The 22,477-nt window shown below is 70.4% G+C and carries 15 protein-coding genes, 1 pseudogene and 1 riboswitch; of the genes and pseudogenes, 13 read left to right on the forward strand and 3 right to left on the reverse strand.

Going from position 1 to position 22,477, the window contains the following annotated elements; genetic code table 11:
* Window positions 1–88: 88 nt before the first annotated feature.
* Window positions 89–189: riboswitch (TPP riboswitch) on the reverse strand.
* 213 nt (window positions 190–402) lie between these two features.
* Window positions 403–2,259 carry a methyl-accepting chemotaxis protein gene (locus FHR66_RS18945; RefSeq protein ID WP_160965296.1) on the reverse strand — a complete coding sequence of 619 codons (1,857 nt, stop codon included), beginning with the start codon at window positions 2,257–2,259 and terminating at the stop codon, window positions 403–405.
* A 358-nt stretch (window positions 2,260–2,617) separates the two neighbouring features.
* Between FHR66_RS18945 and FHR66_RS18950 the strand changes: the two genes are divergently transcribed.
* On the forward strand, window positions 2,618–4,195 hold the full coding sequence (locus FHR66_RS18950) for a BCCT family transporter (protein ID WP_160965294.1): 1,578 nt from the start codon (window positions 2,618–2,620) through the stop codon (window positions 4,193–4,195).
* Between the two features lie 58 nt (window positions 4,196–4,253).
* Here FHR66_RS18950 and ggt read toward each other — a convergent pair whose 3' ends face one another.
* The gene (ggt, locus tag FHR66_RS18955; RefSeq protein ID WP_160965292.1) at window positions 4,254–5,975 is read right to left on the reverse strand and encodes a gamma-glutamyltransferase; all 1,722 of its coding nucleotides are present in this window, start codon (window positions 5,973–5,975) and stop codon (window positions 4,254–4,256) included.
* A 494-nt stretch (window positions 5,976–6,469) separates the two neighbouring features.
* Between ggt and ilvC the strand changes: the two genes are divergently transcribed.
* The 9 genes from ilvC (at window position 6,470) to leuB (ending at window position 15,655) form a co-directional block, all read left to right on the forward strand.
* Entirely contained in the window at window positions 6,470–7,477 is a 1,008-nt protein-coding gene (ilvC, locus tag FHR66_RS18960) for a ketol-acid reductoisomerase (protein WP_160965290.1), read from the forward strand.
* Window positions 7,478–7,520: 43 nt separating this feature from the next.
* A complete protein-coding gene (gene ilvG, locus FHR66_RS18965) occupies window positions 7,521–9,242 on the forward strand; it encodes an acetolactate synthase 2 catalytic subunit (protein ID WP_160965288.1) in 1,722 nt (573 codons plus the stop codon).
* A complete protein-coding gene (locus FHR66_RS18970; RefSeq protein WP_010343388.1) occupies window positions 9,226–9,474 on the forward strand; it encodes an ACT domain-containing protein in 249 nt (82 codons plus the stop codon). Before ilvG ends, FHR66_RS18970 begins: the two co-directional genes overlap by 17 nt.
* A 195-nt stretch (window positions 9,475–9,669) precedes the next feature.
* On the forward strand, window positions 9,670–10,779 hold the full coding sequence (locus FHR66_RS18975; RefSeq protein WP_160965286.1) for a threonine dehydratase: 1,110 nt from the start codon (window positions 9,670–9,672) through the stop codon (window positions 10,777–10,779).
* The gene (locus tag FHR66_RS18980; protein ID WP_160965284.1) at window positions 10,776–12,335 is read left to right on the forward strand and encodes a 2-isopropylmalate synthase; all 1,560 of its coding nucleotides are present in this window, start codon (window positions 10,776–10,778) and stop codon (window positions 12,333–12,335) included. Before FHR66_RS18975 ends, FHR66_RS18980 begins: the two co-directional genes overlap by 4 nt.
* An 84-nt stretch (window positions 12,336–12,419) precedes the next feature.
* Window positions 12,420–13,847 carry a 3-isopropylmalate dehydratase large subunit gene (leuC, locus tag FHR66_RS18985; RefSeq protein WP_160965282.1) on the forward strand — a complete coding sequence of 476 codons (1,428 nt, stop codon included), beginning with the start codon at window positions 12,420–12,422 and terminating at the stop codon, window positions 13,845–13,847.
* On the forward strand, window positions 13,844–14,026 hold the full coding sequence (locus FHR66_RS18990; RefSeq protein WP_167088034.1) for a hypothetical protein: 183 nt from the start codon (window positions 13,844–13,846) through the stop codon (window positions 14,024–14,026). Before leuC ends, FHR66_RS18990 begins: the two co-directional genes overlap by 4 nt.
* The gene (gene leuD, locus FHR66_RS18995) at window positions 14,026–14,604 is read left to right on the forward strand and encodes a 3-isopropylmalate dehydratase small subunit (protein ID WP_160965278.1); all 579 of its coding nucleotides are present in this window, start codon (window positions 14,026–14,028) and stop codon (window positions 14,602–14,604) included. Before FHR66_RS18990 ends, leuD begins: the two co-directional genes overlap by 1 nt.
* Window positions 14,594–15,655 (forward strand): 3-isopropylmalate dehydrogenase, encoded by a 1,062-nt coding sequence (leuB, locus tag FHR66_RS19000; protein ID WP_167088036.1) that lies wholly within the window; start codon window positions 14,594–14,596, stop codon window positions 15,653–15,655. The genes leuD and leuB overlap by 11 nt, the downstream gene beginning before the upstream one ends.
* A gap of 212 nt (window positions 15,656–15,867) precedes the next feature.
* Here leuB and FHR66_RS19005 read toward each other — a convergent pair.
* Window positions 15,868–18,875 (reverse strand): annotated as a pseudogene (locus tag FHR66_RS19005) (diguanylate cyclase).
* 247 nt (window positions 18,876–19,122) lie between these two features.
* Here FHR66_RS19005 and FHR66_RS19010 point away from each other — a divergent pair.
* The 3 genes from FHR66_RS19010 to FHR66_RS19020 all read left to right on the forward strand — a co-directional run bounded on the left by FHR66_RS19010 (window position 19,123) and on the right by FHR66_RS19020 (window position 21,965).
* Entirely contained in the window at window positions 19,123–19,785 is a 663-nt protein-coding gene (locus FHR66_RS19010) for a TetR/AcrR family transcriptional regulator (protein ID WP_184645272.1), read from the forward strand.
* Window positions 19,786–19,919: 134 nt separating this feature from the next.
* Entirely contained in the window at window positions 19,920–20,579 is a 660-nt protein-coding gene (locus FHR66_RS19015) for a protein-L-isoaspartate O-methyltransferase family protein (RefSeq protein WP_160965272.1), read from the forward strand.
* Between the two features lie 18 nt (window positions 20,580–20,597).
* Entirely contained in the window at window positions 20,598–21,965 is a 1,368-nt protein-coding gene (locus tag FHR66_RS19020; protein WP_160965270.1) for a TolC family outer membrane protein, read from the forward strand.
* The last annotated feature ends 512 nt before the right edge of the window (window positions 21,966–22,477 follow it).

The raw sequence follows: 22,477 nt of genomic DNA on the forward strand, positions 1-22,477 counted from the left end.
ACCCGCGGCAAAGGCGGGACGGGTGCGAGCGGACTCGCATCTCGGACGAAGCGGCGGCGCGGGCCCGCCACGGACGCACAGGCGCCCGCGGCGGACTTGCGAAGCTTCCCTACGCCGGTATCAACCGGATCAGGTTCGAAGGGACTGTCTCAACCGCGGCCTGCGCCAACGGTACCCCCGCTTCTGCGGCTATTAGACCCGTTTCCGCCGCTGGCCGCCAACCGACGCGGCTGAACGCCGGCACAGCCGCCGTACGCATGTGGCGGCGCCGCCACACGCCGCGCCGCCGGCGACACACCGCGACCACGTGGCCGGCCTAGCCTGGACGCACAAGAATCAGAGCTCTCTCCCTCATCGCCGTCGGCACTGCCGGCGGCATTTTTTTGCCCGCGCCGCGCTCGCTCACTCGAGCACGTAGGCCACGCGCAAGCCGCCCCAGTGGCGTCCGCGAACCTGCACGGGCACCGACAGGTCGAACAGGATCTGCCCGGTATCGCGTCGGTACACCTGCAGCAGGTACGGTTCGGTGTGACGGCCGACATTGCGGCCGACCCGGTCGCTGAAGATGCGCTTGGTGCGGTTGCCGACCAGATCGCGTGCGCGATCGCCGCTCAGCGGCTGGCTGAAGCGCAGGTTGTGGGTCGGCACGTAGCCGTCGACGTTCGCGCAGATCGCGAACACGATCCACGGATGCGCGGCCAGCAGCGGCTCCTGCAGCGGCGGCAACAGCTCGTCGCACAGCGCGTCGAAGGCGGTGCGGTACTTGGGCGGGTCGATGCCCGGGATCGGGACGTAGTCGGTGGCGAACAGCGCGTCCTCGGCAATGCGCCCGCGCGCGAGCGCGGCCTCGAACGCCAGGCCGATGCTGGTCGCGGCGGCCTTGGCCAGATCGCGCACCCGCGCATGCCGCGGCTGCCGCATCGGATCGGCGGGCAAGCGGAACAGGTTCACGCAGTCGTGCAGGGTGTCGCTGCCGGCCGCCAGGTCGGCGCTGCGTTGCACCACGCGCGCGGCGTGCTCCAGGTTGCTGCGACTGAGTCCGACCACGTGCTCGACGGCGCGGTCGATGCCGCCGATCTCCCCGCTCTGGGTGGCGATGCGGCCGGCCACCGCGTCCATCGCCGCACTGGCGCGGCCGAGCAGTTCGCCGATGCCGCCCAATACCTGTTCGGTGCGCTGCGCCGAGGCCGCGCTGTCCTGCAGGGCCGCACCGGTCTCGCCGATGATGCCGCGCACGTCGCGCGCCGCGGTGGCGGCGCGTTCGGCCAGCTGCCGGATTTCGGTGGCGACCACCGCGAAGCCGCGCCCGGCCGGGCCGGCGTGTACCGCCTCGATGCTGGCGTTGATCGAGAGGATATTGGTCTGGAACGCGACCGCATCGATCACCTCGATGACCTGGTTGGCGCGCGCCGAACGTCGCGCCACCTCCTGCATCGCCTGGCCGAGCGTGCGCGCCGCCTCCACGCCCTGGCGGGCGCTGTCGTCGGCGCTGGCCGCCACCGCGATCACCGCGCGCAGGTCGCGATCCATCTCGTGCAGGCCCTGCAACAGTTGCCGGGTGGTGGCGAGCACCGTCTGCAGCGCTTCCAGCTGGGTCTGCGACTGCCGCGCCAGTTCATCGTTCTCGGCGACCACGTGCGGCACGTCGGCGGCGATCTGCAGCGACAGCGCTACCGCCTGGCGGATCGCCTCGGCCAGGTTGCCGAACCCGGCGGACAGGCGTCGCCCCGGCATCGCTTCGGTGTCCTCCACCGACAGCGGCGTATGCAATCCCAGATCCAGATCGCAGCCGGTCAGCCGCTCGCCGACCCGATCCAGCAGCGCCTGCGCGGCCGTGCCCTCGTGGACCCGTTGCGCCAGCGCCTGCAGCGCTGGACTGATGGCGCCCTGCGCCTGGCCGGCACTCAGCAGCGCCACATCGCGCAGCAGCGCCGCGGTTTCCGGATGCGGCAGCGACAGCAGCCAGCCCTGGCCGCCGCGATCGCGGTCGCGCTGGTAGCGCACGCGGCGCGAGGGATCGGCACCGGGCGCCTGCCAACTGCCCTCGGCGTCGACCAGGGCGGTCAGCGGCAGCCCCCAGACCGCCTCGCTGGCAGCGCCGAGCAGGCTCTGCGCCGTCACCCCCAGCAAATCCAGGGCGGCGCGGTTGGCGGCGCTGACGCGGCCATCCTGCTCCAGCCGCAACAAGGCGATCGGGGCATCGGGCAAGCCGGCAGCGGGCGCGGCATCGGCTTCCGGACTGCGTGAGAACAAGGCCATCGTCGTCTCCCTCGGTGCTGCACCCATGGTATCGGCTCCCACCCTGCACTCGCAGTTGCGGCCAACGCAACCGGAATCGCCATCCATCCCGGCGGTGTGTCTGGCAGACACGATCACGACGCGGCCGTGACGCCGCCTTCGCGAAGATGCAGACCATTGCAAGGCGCAACCCGACCCCACATCGGGCGTCTGGGTGCCGGCGTGATGCCACCTCGCGTTGAGCTGGCACGCACGCCGCGGGCCACATTCGCAGCACGCCCGGTGCCGGCGTGACGCGCCGTCTTCCCTGCCCGCTTGCCCTGGATGCGTACCGCGACAGCCGGTGCCCCCTCTGATCCACGACTGGAGACGCTCCCCCATGGTGTTCCGCATTTCCATCGCCCTGGTGGCGCTGCTGGTCCTGATCGCCGGCGTCGCCCCCGGCCCCTTCAATGCGGTGGTGCAGACGGCGCTGACGGACGTGATCCGCAGCGCCGGCTGGCTGTACCTGCTGATCGTGTTCCTCACCCTGACCTTCCTGCTGTACCTGGCGTTCGGTCGCTTCGGCAACCTGCGCATCGGTGGCGAAGACGCCGAACCGGACTTCTCCCGCGCCAGTTGGCTGTCGATGCTGTTCGCCGCGGGCATGGGCATCGGCCTGGTGTTCTGGGGCGCGGCCGAGCCGATCTCGCACTTCCTCAAGCCGCCGGAAGGGCTGGCGCCGGAAAGCATGCAGGCGGCCCGCGCGTCGATGCGCTACGCCTTCTTCCACTGGGGCCTGCACCCGTGGGCGGTGTATGCGCTGATCGGCCTGGCGATGGCCTGGTTCCAGTACAACCGCAATGGTCGCGGCCTGATCAGCGACATCCTGCAGCCGGTCATCGGCCGCCATCATCGCGGCTGGATCGGGCAGAGCGTGAACATCGCCGCAGTGGTCGCCACTGCGGTCGGCGTGGCGACGACGCTGGGTTTCGGCACCATCCAGATCGCCGCCGGCATACAGCGCGTGTTCGGCGTGCACGCGGGACTGCCATTGCAGATGACGGTGATCTGCGTGGCCTTCGTGCTGTACATGATCTCCACCAGCACCGGCGTGGAACGCGGCATCAAGTGGCTGTCCAACATCAACCTGGCGCTGGCGGCGCTGTTGCTGGCGACGGTGCTGGTGCTCGGCCCCACCGGCTTCATCTTCGATACCTTCACCACTACGCTGGGCACCTACCTCAACCAGCTGGTGACGATGAGCCTGCGCATGTCGCCGTTCTCCGGCGACCGTTGGGTCGCCGACTGGACCATCTTCTACTGGGCATGGTGGATCGCCTGGGCGCCGTTCGTCGGCGCGTTCATCGCCCGCGTCTCGCGCGGCCGCAGCGTGCGCGAATTCGTGGTCGGCGTGGTGCTGGCGCCGACCCTGCTCGGTTTCCTGTGGTTCTCGGTATTCGGCGGCACCGCGCTGTGGTCGCAGCTGTTCGGCCACGTCGACATGCTGCAGGCACTGCACAACGGCTACGAAACGGTGCTGTTCACCCTGTTCGACAGCCTGCCCGGATCGCTGCTGCTGTCGAGCGTGGCGCTGCTGTTGCTGATGATCTTCTTCGTCAGCTCCGCCGATTCGGCGGTGCTGGTGCTGGCCAGCATGTCCACCGACGAAGCCGGCGACCCGCCGCTGTCACGCAAGCTGGTGTGGGGCGTGGCGGTGGCGCTGATCGCGGCGGTGCTGTTGCTGGCCGGTGGCCTGGACGCGCTGCAGGGCGTGATCACCATCGCCGCGCTGCCGTTCGCGCTGCTGATGGTGTTGGTGATCGTGTCGCTGTACCGCGTGCTCGATGCCGAGTCCAACCGCCAACGCCGCCAGGCGCAACGCGCGCGGCACATGATCGAGGCCTGGATCGCGCGCGAACAGGCGGCGCAGGACGCCACCGGCGATGAGGCGGCGAACGCGCCGGAGCCGCGCTGATCCAGCCACCACGGGCGGCCGCAGCAGTGGGCCGCCTGCGGCGGCGGGCCAGCCGGCCTCAGTAGCCGGCGGCCTGCCCGTCCTTGCGGCTTTCCGAGGCGCCGTAGTACACGCCGCTGTCCGGGTCGCGCGCGATCGCCTGGTAACCGCCGTAGGGGCCGTCGGCGAAGATCACCCGGTGGCCCTTGCGCATCAGTTCGCGGATGGTGTCGTAGGCAAAGCCGGTTTCCAGGTTCAGCTCGCCGCCGTCGCGCATCGCCGTGGCCTGCCCGGTCGGCTCGGTGGAGCCGTCGTGCTGTATCCGCGGCGCGTCGCCGGCCTCCTGCAGGTTCATGTGGAAGTCGATCAGGTTCATCAGGATCTGCACATGGCCCTGCGGCTGCATCGCCCCGCCCATCACCCCGAAGCTCAGCCACGGCTTGCCGTCCTTGGTCACGAACGCGGGAATGATGGTCTGGAACGGCCGCTTGCCCGGTGCGTAGCCATTGGGGTGGTCCTTCTGCAGCACGAACATCTCGCCGCGGTCCTGCAGGATGAAGCCCAGCCCCGGCGGCGCCATGCCGCTGCCCATGCCGCGGTAGTTGGACTGGATCAGCGACACCATCATGCCGTCGGCATCGGCCACGGTCAGGTAGATGGTGTCGCCCTCCTCCAGTTGCTTCGGCGTGCCCGGCTGCACTTCCTTGAGCGCGCGGTCCATCGAGATCAGCGCGCGCCGCTGTGCGGCGTAGTCCTTGGAGATCAGCCGCGCCAGCGGCGCCGGCTGGAACGCCGGGTCGGCATAGAACCGCGCGCGGTCGGCGAAGGCCAGCTTCTTGGCCTCGGTGAACAGGTGCACGTGCTCGGCCGAGCCGAACGGAATCTTGGAGAAATCGTAGCCTTCCAGGATGTTGAGCATCTGCAGCGCGGCGATGCCCTGACTGTTGGGCGGCAGTTCCCACACGTCGTAGCCGCGGTAGTTGGTGGACACCGGCTCGACCCATTCGCCGTGGTGGCTGGCCAGGTCCTCGTAGCGCAGGAAGCCGCCGTTGGCCTTGAAGTAGGCATCGATGGTGCGCGCGATCGGCCCCTTGTAGAACGCGTCGCGGCCGCCGTCGGCGATCTGCTGCAGGGTGTTGGCCAAGTTCGGGTTCTTCCACAGCTCGCCCTTGCGGGGGGCGTGGCCGTCGATGGTGAACTGCTCCTTGAAGCCGGGGTACTGCGACAGCCGCGGCACCGAGCGGTCCCAGTAGTAGGCGATGGTCTCGGCCACCGGATGGCCGTCGCGGGCGTAGCGAATCGCCGGTGCCAGGTTCTGCGCCATGGTCCTGCGGCCGAAACGCTCGTGCAGCGCGAACCAGCCATCGACCGCACCGGGCACCGACACCGGCAGCGGGCCGGTGGCCGGGATCTCCTTGAGTCCGCGGCGCTGGAATTCGGCCAGGGTCAGCGCCTTCGGCGAGCGCCCGGAGCCGTTGTAGCCGTAGAGCTTGTGCGTCTTCGGATCCCAGACGATGGCGAACAGGTCGCCGCCGACGCCGTTGCCGGTCGGCTCCATCAGTCCCAGCGCGGCGTTGGCGGCGATCGCCGCGTCCACCGCCGAGCCGCCGTCGCGCATCGTCTCCAGCGCGATCTGCGTGGCCAGCGGCTGCGAGGTGGCGGCCATGGCGTGCGGGGCGATCACTTCCGAGCGGGTCGCGAACGGCTGGCCGGTGATGCGGTCGGCAGCCTGCGCCGGCACCGACGTCGCCAGCGCCAGCGCGAGCGCCAGGCGCGCCAGGGAAGGAAGCGAAACGGACATGCGCGGCTCTCCGGGGAAACAGGGGGACGCCCACCGTACCCGAGTGCGGCCAATGCCGCCGCGCACGCGTGCACATCGCGTCATCGGCAGAGGCCGGATTTCCGCGCAATTGGCGCTATTCGCCGCCTGCGCCGCCTCCGTTTCATGCGTAACCATGCAGCGCTGGCGCGGCTTTCGGCATATTCGTCCGTGCAGGCCCGCAACACAGTTGACAGTCGCGCAAAGCCCATGGTTATCTCGCTGCATGTTGCAGCGCCACACCCGCCCGAAGTCGACCTGCCAGCCCGCCGCGTTGCGCGCGGACGCTGCCGCGTCGCTCCTCGTACTCGTGCTTATTACCTCGCCCACAAGTGCGGGACGAACCGGCGTGTAAGCGACAAGCAGCCAGGATTCGATCAGACCCCGCACCGGCAACGGCGCGGGGTTTTTCGTTTCAGTGACCCGCAAATGCAAGAACCCCCTCCACTCCAACACCGTTCAAGGACATCCGCCCCATGACCAGTTCCGCCCAGCCCACCACCAAGATCGCCATCGTCGGTTACGGCAGCCAGGGCCGCGCGCACGCGCTGAACCTGCGCGAGTCCGGCTTCGACGTCACCATCGGCCTGCGTGCCGGTGGCCCGACCGAAGCCAAGGCGCAGGCCGACGGCTTCGTGGTGAAGCGCCCAGCCGAGGCGGTCAAGGACGCCGACCTGGTCGCGGTGCTGACCCCGGACATGGTGCAGAAGAAGCTGTACGACGAGGTGCTGGCGCCGAACATGAAGCAGGGCGCGTGCCTGCTGTTCGCGCACGGCCTGAACGTGCACTTCGACATGATCAAGCCGCGCGCCGACCTGGACGTGGTGCTGGTCGCGCCGAAGGGCCCGGGCGCGCTGGTGCGTCGCGAATACGAGATCGGCCGTGGCGTGCCGTGCATCTGGGCGGTGTACCAGGACAAGAGCGGCAAGGCCGAGCAGTTCGCGCTGGAGTACGCCGCCGGCCTGGGCGGCGCGCGCGCCAACCTGATCAAGACCACCTTCAAGGAAGAGACCGAAACCGACCTGTTCGGCGAGCAGGCCGTGCTGTGCGGCGGCGCCTCGTCGCTGGTGCAGGCCGGCTTCGAAGTGCTGGTGGAAGCCGGTTACCAGCCGGAAATCGCCTACTACGAAGTGCTGCACGAACTGAAGCTGATCGTCGACCTGTTCTACGAAGGCGGCATCACCCGCATGCTCGAGTTCGTCTCCGAGACCGCGCAGTACGGCGACTACGTCAGCGGCCCGCGGGTGATCGACGCGGCGACCAAGGAGCGCATGCGCGACGTGCTGACCGACATCCAGAACGGCACCTTCACCAAGAACTGGGTGGCCGAATACGAAGCCGGCCTGCCGAACTACAAGAAGTTCAAGCAGGCCGACCTGGACCACCCCATCGAAACGGTCGGCAAGCAGCTGCGCGCCAAGATGGTGTGGCTCAACGGCGACGCCGCTGCCGCGCCGGCTGCCGGCGGCACCAAGGCCGCGTAATCCGCGGCTCCCCCACCCGCTTCCACCGAAAGGTCGCCACCGTATGAACACCTCCGCTCACGGCACGCCCCGCAACGGCGCGCGCTGGCTGACGCAGGCCCTGGAAGCCGAAGGCGTGGACACGCTGTTCGGCTATCCGGGCGGCACCATCATGCCGTTCTACGACGCGCTGGTAGACAGCCAGCTCAAGCACATCCTGGTCCGCCACGAGCAGGGCGCGGCGCTGGCCGCCAACGGCTACGCCCGCGCCAGCGGGCGGGTCGGAGTGTGCGTCGCCACGTCCGGCCCGGGCGCGTCCAACCTGGTCACCGGCATCGCCGATGCGATGCTCGACTCGGTGCCGATGATCTGCCTGACCGGGCAGGTCGCCACGCCGCTGTTGGGCACCGACGCGTTCCAGGAACTGGACGTGTTCGGGCTGACCCTGCCGATCGTCAAGCACAGCTTCCTGGTGCGGCACGTGGACGACCTGCCGCAGGTGCTGCGCGACGCGTTCCGCATCGCCCGCGAAGGCCGTCCGGGCCCGGTGCTGATCGACCTGCCCAAGGACGTGCAGCTGGCCGATGCCTCGCATCTGCCCGCGCACGTGCCGGCGGCGGTGCCGACCCCGCCGGCGCCGCAGGACGCGGTGCTGGCCGAGGCGCTGGCGGCGATCGCCGGCGCCGAGAAGCCGGTGATCTACGGTGGCGGCGGCATCGCCCTGGGCGATGCGGTGGACGCGTTCCGCCACTTCGTCGAGGCCACCCGCATCCCCACCGTGCTGACCCTGCGCGGCCTGGGCGCACTGCCGCATGCGCATCCGCATTACTTGGGCATGCTCGGCATGCACGGCACCCGCGCCGCCAACATGGCGGTGCAGGAGTCGGACCTGCTGATCGTGGTCGGCGCCCGCTTCGACGACCGCGCCACCGGCAAGCTGGCCGAGTTCGCGCCATTCGCGCGGGTCATCCACCTGGACGCCGACGCCTGCGAGATCTCCAAGCTGCGCCAGGCCGACATCGCCGTGCCTGGCGACGTGGCGCAGGCGCTGCGCGCGCTGGCCGCAGCGACCAGCACCTGCGAGGCCTGGCACGCGCGCTGCGTCGGCCATCGCGAGAAGTTCGGCGCGCGCTACGACGCGCCCGGGCAGGACATCTACGCGCCCGGCCTGCTGAAGCGGCTGAGCGAACTGGCCCCGGCCGACACCGTGATCGCCTGCGACGTCGGCCAGCACCAGATGTGGGTCGCCCAGCACTGCCGCTTCAACCACCCGCGCAACCACCTGACCAGCGGCGCGCTGGGCACCATGGGCTTCGGCCTGCCGGCGGCGATGGGCGCGCAGTTCGCCTGCCCGGACCGCACCGTGGTGCTGGTCAGCGGCGACGGCAGCTTCATGATGAACGTGCAGGAGCTGGTCACCATCGCCCGCTGCAAGCTGCCGGTGAAGATCGTGCTGCTGGACAACAGCTCGCTGGGCATGGTGCGGCAGTGGCAGGAACTGTTCTTCGCCGAGCGCTACAGCGAGATCGATCTGTCCGACAACCCGGATTTCGCCGCGCTGGCGCAGGTGTTCGGCATCCCGGCCAAGCGCATCACCGCGCGCGGCCAGGTCGAGGACGCGCTGGCGGAACTGCTGGCGCAGCCGGGCCCGGCGCTGCTGCACGTGGCCATCGACGCACGCGCCAACGTGTGGCCGCTGGTGCCGCCGAACACCGCCAACAGCACCATGCTGGAAAGCAATCCCGCGACCCAGCGCCAGGAGACGACACATGCGTTACCAGCTTGACCTGGTGCTGAAACCGATCGACGGCGCCCTGCTGCGCGCGATCGGCATGGCCGAACGCCGCGGCTTCGCGCCGATCTCGATCAGCGGCGCGCCGGTGGCCGAGGACGCCGGCCGCTGGCACCTGCAACTGGTGGTGGACGGCAACCGTCCCGGCGAGACCCTGCGCCTGCAGATGGAGAAGGTCTACGACTGCGAATCGGTGCGCGTGACCGCGCTGGATGGCGTAGCGTGATGGCGCCGGGATTCGGGAGTCGGGATTCGGGATTGGGCGCGCACCCCGACGTGCCGACGTGCATGGCGGTCCTGCCGCGCCAGCGCCGCGCTGCCATGCGGAGGCATCTTCTTCAACGGAGGTCGCTTCTTCTCGCCTGCACCCGGGGTTTCCGCTGCGAATCCCCAATCCCGAATCCCCAATCCCGGCTTCACCATGTCTGATGCCGGCCGCCCCGCTGCCCCGCAGGAGCCGGATGTAGGCCACGTCGCCGTCAGCGTGGCCGACGTCCTGGCCGCGCAGGCGCGGCTGCGCCGCTATCTCTCGCCGACGCCGGTGCATTACGCCGAGCGCTTCGGCGTCTGGCTGAAGCTGGAAAACCTGCAGCGCACCGGCTCCTACAAGGTCCGCGGCGCGCTCAACGCGCTGCTGGCCGGGCTGGAGCGCGGCGACGAGCGGGCGGTGATCTGCGCCTCCGCCGGCAACCACGCGCAGGGCGTGGCCTGGGCCGCGCACCGCCTGGGCGTGCAGGCGATCACGGTGATGCCGCACGGCGCGCCGCAGACCAAGATCGCCGGCGTCGCCCACTGGGGCGCCACCGTACGCCAGCACGGCAACAGCTACGACGAGGCCTTCGCCTTCGCCCGAGACCTGGCCGAGCAGAACGGCTACCGCTTCCTGTCCGCCTTCGACGACCCGGACGTGATCGCCGGCCAGGGCACCGTCGGCATCGAGCTGGCCGCGCACGCCCCGGACGTGGTGATCGTGCCGATCGGCGGCGGCGGCCTGGCCTCCGGCGTGGCCCTGGCGCTGCGCTCGCAGGGCGTGCGCGTGGTCGGCGCCCAGGTCGAGGGCGTGGATTCGATGGCGCGGGCGATCCGCGGCGACGTCCGCGCCGTGGATCCGGTGCCCACCCTGGCCGACGGCGTCAAGGTTAAAATCCCCGGGTTCATCACCCGCCGGCTGTGCGCCAGCCTGCTCGACGACGTGGTGATCGTGCGCGAGGCGGAGCTGCGCGAAACGCTGGTCCGCCTGGCGCTGGAGGAGCACGTCATCGCCGAGGGCGCCGGCGCGCTGGCCCTGGCGGCCGGGCGCCGCGTCGCCGGCAAGCGCAAGTGCGCGGTGGTGTCCGGCGGCAACATCGACGCCGGCGTGCTGGCGACGCTGCTGTCGGAGGTGCGCCCGCGCCCGCCGCGCAAGCCGCGCCGCCGCAGCGCCGAGCGACTTCGCAGCCAACGTCCCGCCCCACCCGCTCCTGCTCGCACCATCTCGCCCACGCATCCCCATCCGCAAGCCACCGCCGCCGTAGAGGAACCCATCTGGTGAACACTTCCGTTTCTTCCCAGACCCCCCGCATCCGCATTTTCGACACCACCCTGCGCGACGGCGAGCAATCCCCCGGCTGCAGCATGACCCCGCCGCAGAAGCTGGTGATGGCGCGCGCCCTGGCCGAGCTGGGCGTGGACATCATCGAGACCGGCTTCCCGGCCAGCTCGCAGTCCGACCGCGAGGCGATGGCGCTGATCGGCCGCGAGCTGCGCACGCCGACCCTGGCGGTGCTGTCGCGTTGCCTGACCGCCGACATCGAGACCTCGGCCCGGGCGCTGGAAGCGGCGGCCAATCCGCGCCTGCACGTGTTCCTGTCGACCAGCCCGCTGCACCGCGAGCACAAGCTGCGGATGAGCCGCGAGCAGGTGCTGGAGTCCGTGCGCAAGCACGTGTCGCTGGCGCGCCAGTACGTGGACGACGTGGAGTTCTCGGCCGAGGACGCCACCCGCACCGAGGAGGATTTCCTGGCCGAGGTCGCCAGCGTGGCGATCGCTGCCGGCGCCACCACCATCAACCTGCCCGACACGGTCGGCTTCACCACCCCGGAAGAGATCCGCGGCATGTTCTCTCGGATCATCGCCAGCGTCCCCGGCGCCGACCGGGTGGTGTTCAGCGCGCACTGCCACAACGACCTGGGCCTGGCCGTGGCCAACTCGCTGGCCGCGGTGGAAGGCGGCGCACGGCAGGTGGAATGCACCATCAACGGCGTCGGCGAGCGCGCCGGCAACTGCGCGCTGGAAGAGATCGCCATGGCACTGAAGGTGCGCAACGCGTTCTACGAACTGGACACCGCGATCAACACGCCGCGCATCGTCGCCACCTCGCAGTTGCTGCAGCGCCTGGTCGGCATGCCGGTACAGCGCAACAAGGCGATCGTCGGCGGCAACGCCTTCGCCCACGAATCGGGCATCCACCAGCACGGCATGCTGCGTCACCGCGGCACCTACGAGATCATGCGCCCGGAAGACGTGGGCTGGGAGTCCTCGCAGATGGTGCTGGGCCGCCACAGCGGCCGCGCCGCGGTCGAGCAGCGCCTGCGCGCGCTGGGCTACGTGCTGGACGAGGCCGAACTGAACATCGCCTTCGACGCCTTCAAGGCGCTGTGCGAACAGCAGCGCGTGGTCAACGACGCCGACCTGCAGGCGATGATGCAGGACGCACCGGAGAGCCAGGGCTACCGGCTGTCGTCGATGACCGTCAGCGATCGCGGCCAGCGCGCCAGCGCGCAGGTCGAACTGTCCGATCCGGACGGCCAGCGGGTCAGCGAGCGCGCCGAGGGCGACGGCCCGGTGGACGCGCTGTTCGCCGCGCTGTCGGCCGCCACCGGCGTGCAACTGGTGCTGGACAGCTACCAGGTGCACAGCGTCGGCATCGGCGCCGACGCGCGCGGCGAGGCCAATCTCAGCGTGCGCCACGGCGACATCGAATACGACGGCACCGGCACCAGCCGCGACATCATCGAGGCCAGCGCGCTGGCCTGGCTGGACGTGGCCAACCGCGTGCTGCGCCAGCGCCAGGGCGCGCCGGTCGGCGCCGCCGACGCACTGGCCTGAGCCGCCACGCCGCGGTCATCGTCGTCGTGCACGCTCGCCTTCGCTTCCCTTCCCCGCCCAGCTTTCCTGCCAGGTAGTTCCGCAATGTCCGCCACTCCCCGCACCCTGTACGACAAGCTGTGGGACGCGCACGTCGTCGTCCCCGAAAGCGCCGCCGCCCCGGCGGTGCTGTACATCGACCTGCACCTGATCCACGAAGTGACCTCGCCGCAGGCGTTCACCGAGCTCAAGGCGCGCGGCCTGAAACCGCGCCGGCCCGACCGCACCAAGGCGACGATGGACCACTCCACGCCGACCCTGCCGCGCGGCGCCGACGGCAAGCTGCCGTACTACACCCCGGCCTCCGAGGCGCAGGTGGACATGCTCGCGCGCAACTGCGCCGACTACGGCATCGAACTGTTCGACATGGGCTCGGACAACCGCGGCATCGTCCACGTGATCGCGCCGGAGCAGGGCTTCACCCAGCCCGGCATGACCATCGTCTGCGGCGACAGCCACACCTCCACGCATGGCGCGTTCGGCGCGCTGGCGTTCGGCATCGGCACCAGCGAGGTCGGCCACGTGCTGGCCACGCAATGCCTGCTGCAGCGCAAGGCCAGGACCATGGCGATCACCGTCGACGGGCCGCTGGCGCCGGGCGTCGGCGCCAAGGACGTGATCCTGCACATCATCGGCGTGATCGGGGTCAACGGCGGCACCGGTCACGTGCTGGAGTACCGCGGTTCGACCATCGAAGCGATGGACATGGAACAGCGCATGACCCTGTGCAACATGTCGATCGAGGCCGGCGCGCGCGCCGGCATGGTCGCGCCGGACCAGGTCACCTTCGACTGGGTCGCCAAGACCCCGCGCGGGCCCAAGGGGGCCGACTTCGACGCCGCCGTGCAGCGCTGGTCGCAGCTACGCAGCGATCCCGGCGCGCGCTTCGACGCCGAGGTGCGCATCGACGCGCGCGACATCCGCCCGACCCTGACCTGGGGCACCCACCCCGGCACCGCGATCGCGGTGGACGTGCCGATCCCGGCCGCGCAGGATCCGGCGGCGCAGAAGGGCCTGAACTACATGCACCTGGAAGCCGGGCACGCGCTGATCGGCACGCCGGTGGACGTGGTGTTCGTCGGTTCCTGCACCAACGGCCGGCTCAGCGACATGCGCGCCGTGGCGCAGGTGCTGCGCGGCCGCAAGGTGGCGCCGCACGTGCGCATGCTGGTGGTGCCGGGCTCGGAGATCGTCAAGCGCCAGGCCGAGGCCGAGGGCATCCACGAGGTGGTGCGCGCGGCCGGTGCGGAATGGCGCGAGTCCGGCTGCTCGATGTGCATCGCCATGAATGGCGACCTGGTAGCACCGGGGCAACTGGCGGTGAGCACCAGCAACCGCAACTTCGAGGGCCGCCAGGGCCCCGGCTCGCGCACCCTGCTGGCCTCGCCGCTGACCGCGGCCTGGGCCGCGGTGAACGGCCAGGTCAGCGATCCGCGCGCGCTGTTCGCCGGCGCGGTGGAGAGCGCGGCATGACCTCGCACATCGGCGCGTTCGCCGCCACCCTGACCTTCATCGCCGCCACCACCCGCGCCTTCGCGCACCGCCACAAGCCGCTGCTGCCGCCACACGCGCCCCCCGCGGCACTGCCGCCGGCGGCCGACGCCGCGGCGGCGCCCGCCCCCGACTCCGTCGCTTCCCAGGAGACCCCGTGATGGCCGGCTTCGCCACCCTCACCTCGCGCAGCGTGGTGCTGCGCCAGACCAACATCGACACCGACCAGATCATCCCGGCGCGGTTCCTGTCCACCACCGAACGCGCCGGCCTCGGCCGCCACGCCTTCAACGACTGGCGCTGGCAGGCCGACGGCACGCCGAACCCGGAGTTCGCCTTCAACCAGCCACACAACGCCGGCCGCCAGATCCTGCTGGCCGGGCGCAACTTCGGCTGCGGCTCCTCGCGCGAGCACGCGCCGTGGGCACTGACCGACCTGGGTCTGCGCGCCATCGTCAGCAGCGAGATCGCCGACATCTTCCGCAACAACAGCCTCAAGAACGGCCTGGTGCCGATCGTGCTGGCCGAGGACGACGTGCAGACGCTGATGCAGCGGCCGGACGACGAATTGACCGTGGACGTGGCCGCGCGCGAGCTGCGCACGCCCGACGGCCGCGTCTACGCCTTCCCGCTCGATGCGTTCTCGCAGACCTGCCTGCTCGAGGGCGTGGACGAGATGGGCTATCTGTTGCTGCGCCAACCCGACATCGAACGCTACGAGGCCACCCATGCACGCTGACATCGTCGTCCTGCCCGGCGACGGCATCGGTCCGGAAGTCGCCGCCGCCGCGGTCGCGGTGTTGCGCGCCGTCGCTGCGCGCCACGGCCACGACTTCCAGTTCCACGAACACGACATCGGCGGCATCGCCATCGACCGCCACGGCGAACCGCTGCCGGCAGCCACGCTGACCGCCTGCCAGGGCGCCGACGCGGTGCTGCTGGGCGCGGTCGGCGGGCCGAAGTGGTCCGATCCCAACGCCAAGGTGCGCCCCGAGCAGGGCCTGCTGGCGATCCGCCGCGGACTGGGCCTGTTCGCCAACCTGCGCCCGGTCAAGCCGCATCCGGCGGCGCTGGACGCCTCGCCGATCAAGCCGCACCTGCTGCAGGGCGTGGACATCGTGGTGGTGCGCGAACTGACCGGCGGCATCTATTTCGGCGACAAGACCCGCAGCCCCAGCGACGCCAGCGACCTGTGCCGCTACACCGTCGCGGAGATCGAGCGGGTGCTGCGCAGCGCGTTTCGGCTGGCCCAGCAGCGCCGCAACCACGTCGTCTCGGTGGACAAGGCCAACGTGCTGGAGACCTCGCGGCTGTGGCGCGACGTCGCCGCGCGGATCGGCCGCGAGGAATTCCCGGACGTGCGCCTGGAACACCAACTGGTCGATTCGATGGCCATGCACCTGCTGGCCAAGCCGCGCGAGTACGACGTGATCGTCACCGAGAACATGTTCGGCGACATCCTCACCGACGAAGCGTCGATGCTGGCCGGCTCGCTGGGGCTGTTGCCGTCGGCCTCGCTGGGCGAAGGCCGCATCGGCCTGTACGAGCCGATCCACGGCTCGGCGCCGGACATCGCCGGCAAGGGCATCGCCAATCCCTACGCGACCATCCTCAGCGCGGCGCTACTGCTGCGTCACTCGCTGGGCCTGGAAGCCGAAGCGGCGGCGATCGAGCAGGCCGTGAATGCCGCGCTCGACGCAAAGGCATTCACCGCCGATCTCGCCGCGCCCGGCCAGGGCATCTCCACCGAGGCCGCCACCCAGGCGGTGTTGCAGCACCTGCAAGGCTGATCTGCGGCGGCGCACCGGCGCCGACCGCCTCCTGCCCGCCGCAACGATGCGGCGGGTGCGGAATGCCCCTCTGTTTGCCGCGCCTGCCGGGCGCCTACGCCTTCACGCCACAAGCAGGTCTGCGCAGTTGCGCGGACGACAAGCGGCGTCTGCTCGTTGCCGCAGCGGCACAACGCACGGACGACGTGCGGCGTCTGTGCCGCTGCAGCGACCTAGCCGATCACCCGATCGCGCCCCTCGCGCTTGGCCTGGTACAGGCGCTTGTCGGCCTGCACCAGCAGGTCGCGGCGGGTGCGCAGGGTCGGCGACAGGCAGGCGAAGCCGATGCTGGCGGTGAAGCGCACCGCGCTTCCGTCGTCGTCGTGCAGCACCAGCTCGGCCAGGTGCGCGCGCAGCGCGTCCAGGCGCGCGCGTGCCTGTTCCTGGTCCAGGCCCGGCAGCACCAGCAGGAACTCCTCGCCGCCGTGGCGCGCGGCAAAGGCCTGCTCGCCGAGGCTGGCGCGCAGTGCCTCGCCGACCCGGCGCAGTACCTCGTCGCCGATCTCGTGGCCGTAGGCGTCGTTGATCTTCTTGAAGTAGTCGATGTCCAGCAGCGCCACGCACAACGGCGAGCGCGTGGCCAACGCCCGCTCCAGCGCCGAGTTGAGATAGGGATCGCCGGTACGCCGGTTGGGCAGGCCGGTCAGCGCGTCGTGCCCGGCCTGGTAGGCGAGCTTGCGCACCAGGTCCTCGCGTTCGAGGTTGGCCAGCTTCAACGCCAGATTCTTCGCCTTCAGTTCGTGGGTGCGCTCGGCGATGATGGTGTTGAGCCGGCGCTGGCGGCGCCGGTAGCGATAGCTGCGGCCGCGGTACCACCACAGGAGCAGGCCGGTCACGCACAGCGCCACCAGCATCACGAACGGCCAGCGTTCCCAGAACGGCGGCACCAGTTGCAGGCGCAGCGAGGCGCTGCCGATGCGTTCGCTGCGCGACCAGTCCAGCGGGCTGCTCATCGCCTGCACGTCCAGGCGGTAACTGCCCGAAGGCAGGTTGGTGTAGACGGCTTCCTCGCTGCTGCCGGCGTCGACCCACTGCCGATCGAATCCCTGCAGGCGGTAGCGGTAGCGCACCTTGTCCGGCGAGCGGAAGCTCAGCCCGGCGTAGCCGATCGCGAGCCGGGCGACGCCGCCGGGCAGGCGATAATCGCCGCGCAGCGGCTGCGCCACACCATCCACCTGCACACGGGAGATCACCAGCGGCGGCGCACGCACATTGCGCCGGCTCGGCAGCGCCGGATCGATCAGCGCCAGCCCGGCCGAAGTGGGGATCAACAGCACGCCGTCGCGGCTGCGCCAGCCGGCCGGCGCGCTGCTGCCGTTGCCCTGGCCGCCGGGCATGCCGTCGCTGCGGTCGACCACGTCCACCGCCAGCGTGCTGCGCTGGCCGGCGTCCAGTTCCGCCAGGCGCGCGCGCGCGATGCGCAGCACGCCGCGATTGCTGTTCGCCCACAGGTTGCCGTTGCCGTCGTCGAGCAGCCGGAACAGCTTGTCGCGCGGCAAGCCGACGCTGTGGTCGTAGATGCGCCATTGCCCGTCGCGCAGCCGCAGCAGGCCGCGGTCGCTGGCGACCCACAGGGTGCCGTCGGCATCTTCGAGAAAGTCGAAGGCGTTCTGCGCCGGAAAGCCATGCCCGCTCGGCCGCGCCTGCAACGTGCCGTCGGCCGCGAGCGTGGCGATGCCCTGGTTGGTGCCGATCCACAACACGCCGGTGTGATCGCGGTACAGCGTCTGTACCTGCCGCCCGGGCAGGCCCTCGGCAGTGCCGTAGGTCCGCGTGCGATCGCCCTTGCGATACAGCAGTCCTTCGTTGCCGCCGATCCACAGGCCGCCGTCGGCATCGGCCAGCAGCGCGCGCACCATGGTCTGCGGCACGCCCGCAGCCACGCCCAGGCGTTGCCGGATCGTGCCATCCGCCGCCAGCAGCAGCACGCCCTGGTCGTAGGTGCCCACCCACATGCCGCCGTCGCGGGCCGCAGCCAACGCAAGCACCGACGGATCGCGGCCCGGGCGCTCGCTCAGCCGCAGCGGGCGGATGCGGCCGCCCTGCCAGCGATCCAGGCCGGCGGCATGGCCGATCCAGATCGTGCCGTCGGCGTTCTGCTGGACCACGCGCACATAGTCGCTACCGAGTCCGTCCTGGCGGGTCAGGCCGCCGGCGTCGCCCTTGGCGACGCGGAACAGGCCGTCGGTGCTGCCGGCCCACACCAGGCCCTCGCGGTCCTCGATCAGCGCCGGGCTCACCACGCCGGAGATCGACAGCACCTCCTCGCTGGCGCCGTTGGAGTCGCGCCGCAGCAGTTGCCCGCTGGACAGGCTCATCCACAGCTGGCCGTCCTGGTCCTGCAACGCCGCATCGACGCGCTGGCCGCGCCGCAGCCATTGCAGGCCGCCGTTGCCGCCGAGCCAGAACACGCCCTCGTCGCTGGCCACCAGCAGGCCGCCATGGCGGTCGGGGGTCAGGCGCCGGATCGACGCCGTGCGCATCGCCGCCGCGCCCCAACGCTGCGCCCGCGTGGCGTGCGCGGTCAGCCGGAACAGTCCCTGCGGGGTGCCCACCAACACCGCATCGCGGTAACGCAGCAGCGCGGCGATACGGGTCCTGCCCAGCCCCGCGGCGGCGCCGGCGTCGACCAGGCGGCCGTCGGCCTCGATCCGGAACAGGCCGTCCTCGCTGCCCACCCACAGCCCGCCGTCGGCATCGCGCAGCATCGTGGTGACCCGCAGCCGCTGCGCGCGCGCATCGCCCAGATGCTCCCAGCGCCCGGCGGCGTAGCGGAACACGCCGTCGTAGGCGGTGCCGACCAGCATGCCGCCATCGGCTTCGGCGAGCAGCGCGAACACCCCCGACAGCTCCATGCCGGGAGTGTTCTGACGATCGAACACGGTGAAGGCGCGGCCGTCGAAGCGCGCCACGCCCTCCCAGGTGCCGACCCAGATCATGCCGTCGCGGTCCTGCGCCAGCGCGTGCACCAGTTGTGCGGCAGCCCTTCTTCCATGGTCCAGCGCGCGATCACCGGGCGGTCGAGCACGGTGCGCTCGGTCAGCGGCGCGGCCGGCTCGGCGGCGCGCGTGGCGGTGCTGGCGCAACACAGCGCCAGCAACAGGTACAACATCACACCCACGCGGTGACGCAGCGCATGCGCACCGTCGCGACTACCGTGACGCCGATCCCCCTGTTCCATCCCTTTCCGAATCACACCGGCTACGGCGCGCGGCACCCCCTGTGGGCAGTTGACTAATCTATCACCGCCTGTTCGCTGCCGATGTCAGGGACTTCCTGACGGCTTGGAGTCGTCCAGGCCAGGCGCGCGAGGCCACCGGGCGCACGCATCACCTGGCCCCTGCGCGACGCCGGCCGGACACACCGTCACAATAATGAACCCATGGGTCTAGTATAAATATCGAACCGACTGGTCTAGTATTGCCGCCATGGTCAGCAAATCGCCCGCCGTCTCCGCCAAATCCTCCTCGCGTCCCGCCGGGCCCGGCCGCCCCAAGGACATGGGCAAACGCGCCGCGATCCTGGAGGCGGCACGGGAGATGTTCACCGAACTGGGCTTCGGCGGCGTCAGCATGGACGGCATCGCCGCCCGCGCCGGCGTCTCCAAGCTCACCGTCTACAGCCACTACGGCGACAAGGAAACCCTGTTCGCCGAGGCGGTGCGCGCGCAATGCCAGGCGCTGCTGCCCGACGACCTGTTCGGGCACGCGCTGAAAGGGCCGCTGCGCACGCAGCTGGTGGAGATCGGCCTGGCCTTCTTCGCCATGATCAGCAGCGAGGCGGCGATGGCCACCCACCGCATGATGCTGACCCCCGGCACCGGCGACGACCACGTCCGCGAGATGTTCTGGAACGCCGGCCCCAAGCGCACCCAGCAGGACCTGGCGACGTTGTTGCAGGCCCACGTCGCCGCCGGCGAACTGGACATCGCCGACCTGAATCTGGCCGCCTCGCAGTTCTTCTGCCTGGTCAAGGGCGAGCTGTACTCGCTGATGATGTGCGGCCTGTGCCGCGATGCCGGCCAGGACCGGATCCGCGCCCATGTCGAGGCCAGCATCGACTTCTTCCTGCGCGCCTATGCGCCGCGCTAGCCCGGCCACGGCGCCGTCCGCCTACCCCGATGACTTCCGGCACTGCGCGCCGGGGCGCCCGGCGGCGATGCTGCGGCATACGCCCGGCCTCCGTGCCGGCTAAAATGCCCGGCCCTCCGCGTTGGATGCCCGAAATGACGATCGACTACTCCCAAGCCCGCGAAAAGATGGTGGAACAGCAGGTCCGTCCCTGGGACGTGCTGGACCTGCGCGTGCTCGACGTGCTGTCACGGCTGCCGCGCGAGACCTTCGTGCCGCCGGCCCACCGCGCCGTGGCCTACGCCGACCTGGAAATTCCGCTGGGCCACGGCCAGTACATGATGAAGCCGGTCATCGAAGGCCGCATGCTGCAGGCCCTGGACCTGCAGCCGGGCGAGGACGTGCTGGAGATCGGCACCGGCAGCGGCTTCGTCAGCGCCTGCCTGGGCGAGCTCGGCCGCGAAGTGGTCAGCCTGGAGATCGAACCGGCCCTGGCCGCCGCCGCGCGCGCCAACCTGGATGCCGCCGGCCTGGGCAGCAACGTTCGCATCGAGACCGCCGACGCCTTCGCCTGGAACAGCGAGCGCCGCTTCGACGTGGTCTGCGTCACCGCCGCGGTCACCGAGATCCCGGCCCAGTTCCTGGCCTGGCTGCGCCCCGGCGGTCGCCTGTTCGCGATCCGCGGCCGCGCGCCGGTCATGGACGCGGTGCTGGTGCATGCCGAGGCCGGCGCGCCGCGCACGGAATCGCTGTTCGAAACCGACCTGGCGTACTACCTGCGAGGCGCAGCGCCAGTCCCCCAGTTCACATTCTGATCCATCAAGGAAGCCGCAATGATCCGCCGATCCCTCGTCCTGGCGCTGGCCGCCGCGCTGTCTCCGCTGGCTGCCAACGCCACGGACCTGCTGCAAGTCTACGAAATGGCCCGCAACAGCGACCCGCAGTTGGCCACCGCGGAATCGACCCGGCTGTACGACAAGGAAGGCGAGGTGCAGGCGCGCGCCGCCCTGCTGCCGCAGATCAACGGCAGCGCGTCGCTGCAGCGCAACCATAGCGAAGTCGAGCGCGGCGGCGGCGAACTGGCCGGCACCGGCAAGAGCCGCAGCTATGCCGTGCAGGGCCAGCAGACCCTGGTCAACTTCGCGCAGTTCTCCAACCTGCGTGCGCAGAAGGCGCGCAGCCTGGCCGCCGACTACACCCTGGACTCGGCCAACGACGACCTGATCGTGCGCACCTCGGCGGCCTACTTCAACGTGCTGGTGGCGATCGAATCGCTGGTCGCCGCCGAGACCAACGAAGCGGCCGCCAAGAAGCAGTTCGACTACGCCGACAAGCGCCTGGAAGTGGGCCTGGCGCCGATCACCGACGTGCACGAAGCGCGCGCCGAGTACGACCAGGCCCGCGCCGACACGATCACCGCGCGCAACTCGCTGCAGGACCTGTACCAGGCCTTGACCGAGATCACCGGCCAGCCGGTGCGCGACCTGCGCGGCCTGCCGGAGGACTTCCGCCCGCAGCTGCCGGCCACCGGCGGCGACATCGACAGCCTGATCGCCTCGGCGCTGGACAAGAACCCGTCGCTGCGTTCCTACCAGTACCAGGTGCAGGCAGCCGAAGCCAGCGTGTCGGCGGCGCGCGCCGGGCACCTGCCGACGCTGAGCCTGTCGGCCAGCGCCGGCCGCGACGCGAACTGGGGCGACAGCGTCTCCGGCAGCGGCAGCACGCCGCGCGCCGACAGCAACACCATCGGCCTGACCTTGAACATCCCAATCTTCGCCGGCGGCGCCACCCAGTCGGGCGTGCGCCAGGCCCTGGCGCAACGCGACATCGCCCAGGACACCTACGAACTGCAGAAGCGCGCGCTCGACCGCAACACCCGCAACGCCTACCAGACGGTGGTGGCCGGGATCAGCGAGATCGAGGCACGGCGCCTGGCGGTGGTCTCGGCGCAGGCCGCGTTCGACGCCTCGCAGGTCGGCCTGGAAGTGGGCACCCGCACCGTGCTGGACGTGGTACAGAACCAGCGCACCCTGTACCAGGCGCAGCTGGCCTACGCACAGGCGCGCTACAACTTCCTGCAGAACCGCCTGCTGCTGAGCCAGGCGCTCGGCTCGCTGGACGTGGCCGAGGTGCAGTCGATCAACGCGCTGCTGACCCAGAGCGCCGAATCCAAGCTCAACTCGGCCAACAGCACGCAGTAAGCGCACGCACACGCGCTTGCCGCCAGAACGGCGGGCCTTCGGGTCCGCCGTTTTTGTTTTGGATAAGGCTTCGCGGAAGCTCCCCTGTGGGAGGGACTTCAGTCCCGACGCGCTGCGCGGTGGGATGAGAGGGGCGGCGAGTGCCATACGTCGCAACTTGAAGGGCGCCTCGAGTAACGACGGATGTCATTCGTAGGAGCGGCTTCAGCCGCGACGAAGCGCTACCGCTAACGCCTCGTCGTGGCTGAAGCCGCTCCTACACCTGTGCGCATCGCACTGCGATATGCGCCATGCTGCGTCGAACCATCCCATGTGGCGCAGCGAACGCCATCCTGTGCAATGGCGCAATGATCCGGAAGCTCACTGTGGGAGGGACTTCAGTCCCGACGCGGTGCGCGGTGGGCTGGACGGAATGTGCCAACGCAGAGTGTCATGCGTCGCGACTGAAGTCGCTCCCACAAGGGGGCTTCTGCCCGTCTGCAGGCGCTCCTCCAGGCGCGTACATCTCGACG

It is taken from the genome of Xanthomonas sp. F4, from assembly GCF_011761895.1.

Bases quoted from the DNA above. Each gene is read 5' to 3' on its own strand.
- FHR66_RS18945 (WP_160965296.1), bottom strand. From the start codon at position 2,259: ATGGCCTTGTTCTCACGCAGTCCGGAAGCCGATGCCGCGCCCGCTGCC.
- FHR66_RS18950 (WP_160965294.1), top strand. From the start codon at position 2,618: ATGGTGTTCCGCATTTCCATCGCCCTGGTGGCGCTGCTGGTCCTGATC.
- ggt (WP_160965292.1), bottom strand. From the start codon at position 5,975: ATGTCCGTTTCGCTTCCTTCCCTGGCGCGCCTGGCGCTCGCGCTGGCG.
- ilvC (WP_160965290.1), top strand. From the start codon at position 6,470: ATGACCAGTTCCGCCCAGCCCACCACCAAGATCGCCATCGTCGGTTAC.
- ilvG (WP_160965288.1), top strand. From the start codon at position 7,521: ATGAACACCTCCGCTCACGGCACGCCCCGCAACGGCGCGCGCTGGCTG.
- FHR66_RS18970 (WP_010343388.1), top strand. From the start codon at position 9,226: ATGCGTTACCAGCTTGACCTGGTGCTGAAACCGATCGACGGCGCCCTG.
- FHR66_RS18975 (WP_160965286.1), top strand. From the start codon at position 9,670: ATGTCTGATGCCGGCCGCCCCGCTGCCCCGCAGGAGCCGGATGTAGGC.
- leuC (WP_160965282.1), top strand. From the start codon at position 12,420: ATGTCCGCCACTCCCCGCACCCTGTACGACAAGCTGTGGGACGCGCAC.
- FHR66_RS18990 (WP_167088034.1), top strand. From the start codon at position 13,844: ATGACCTCGCACATCGGCGCGTTCGCCGCCACCCTGACCTTCATCGCC.
- leuD (WP_160965278.1), top strand. From the start codon at position 14,026: ATGGCCGGCTTCGCCACCCTCACCTCGCGCAGCGTGGTGCTGCGCCAG.
- leuB (WP_167088036.1), top strand. From the start codon at position 14,594: ATGCACGCTGACATCGTCGTCCTGCCCGGCGACGGCATCGGTCCGGAA.
- FHR66_RS19010 (WP_184645272.1), top strand. From the start codon at position 19,123: ATGGTCAGCAAATCGCCCGCCGTCTCCGCCAAATCCTCCTCGCGTCCC.
- FHR66_RS19015 (WP_160965272.1), top strand. From the start codon at position 19,920: ATGACGATCGACTACTCCCAAGCCCGCGAAAAGATGGTGGAACAGCAG.
- FHR66_RS19020 (WP_160965270.1), top strand. From the start codon at position 20,598: ATGATCCGCCGATCCCTCGTCCTGGCGCTGGCCGCCGCGCTGTCTCCG.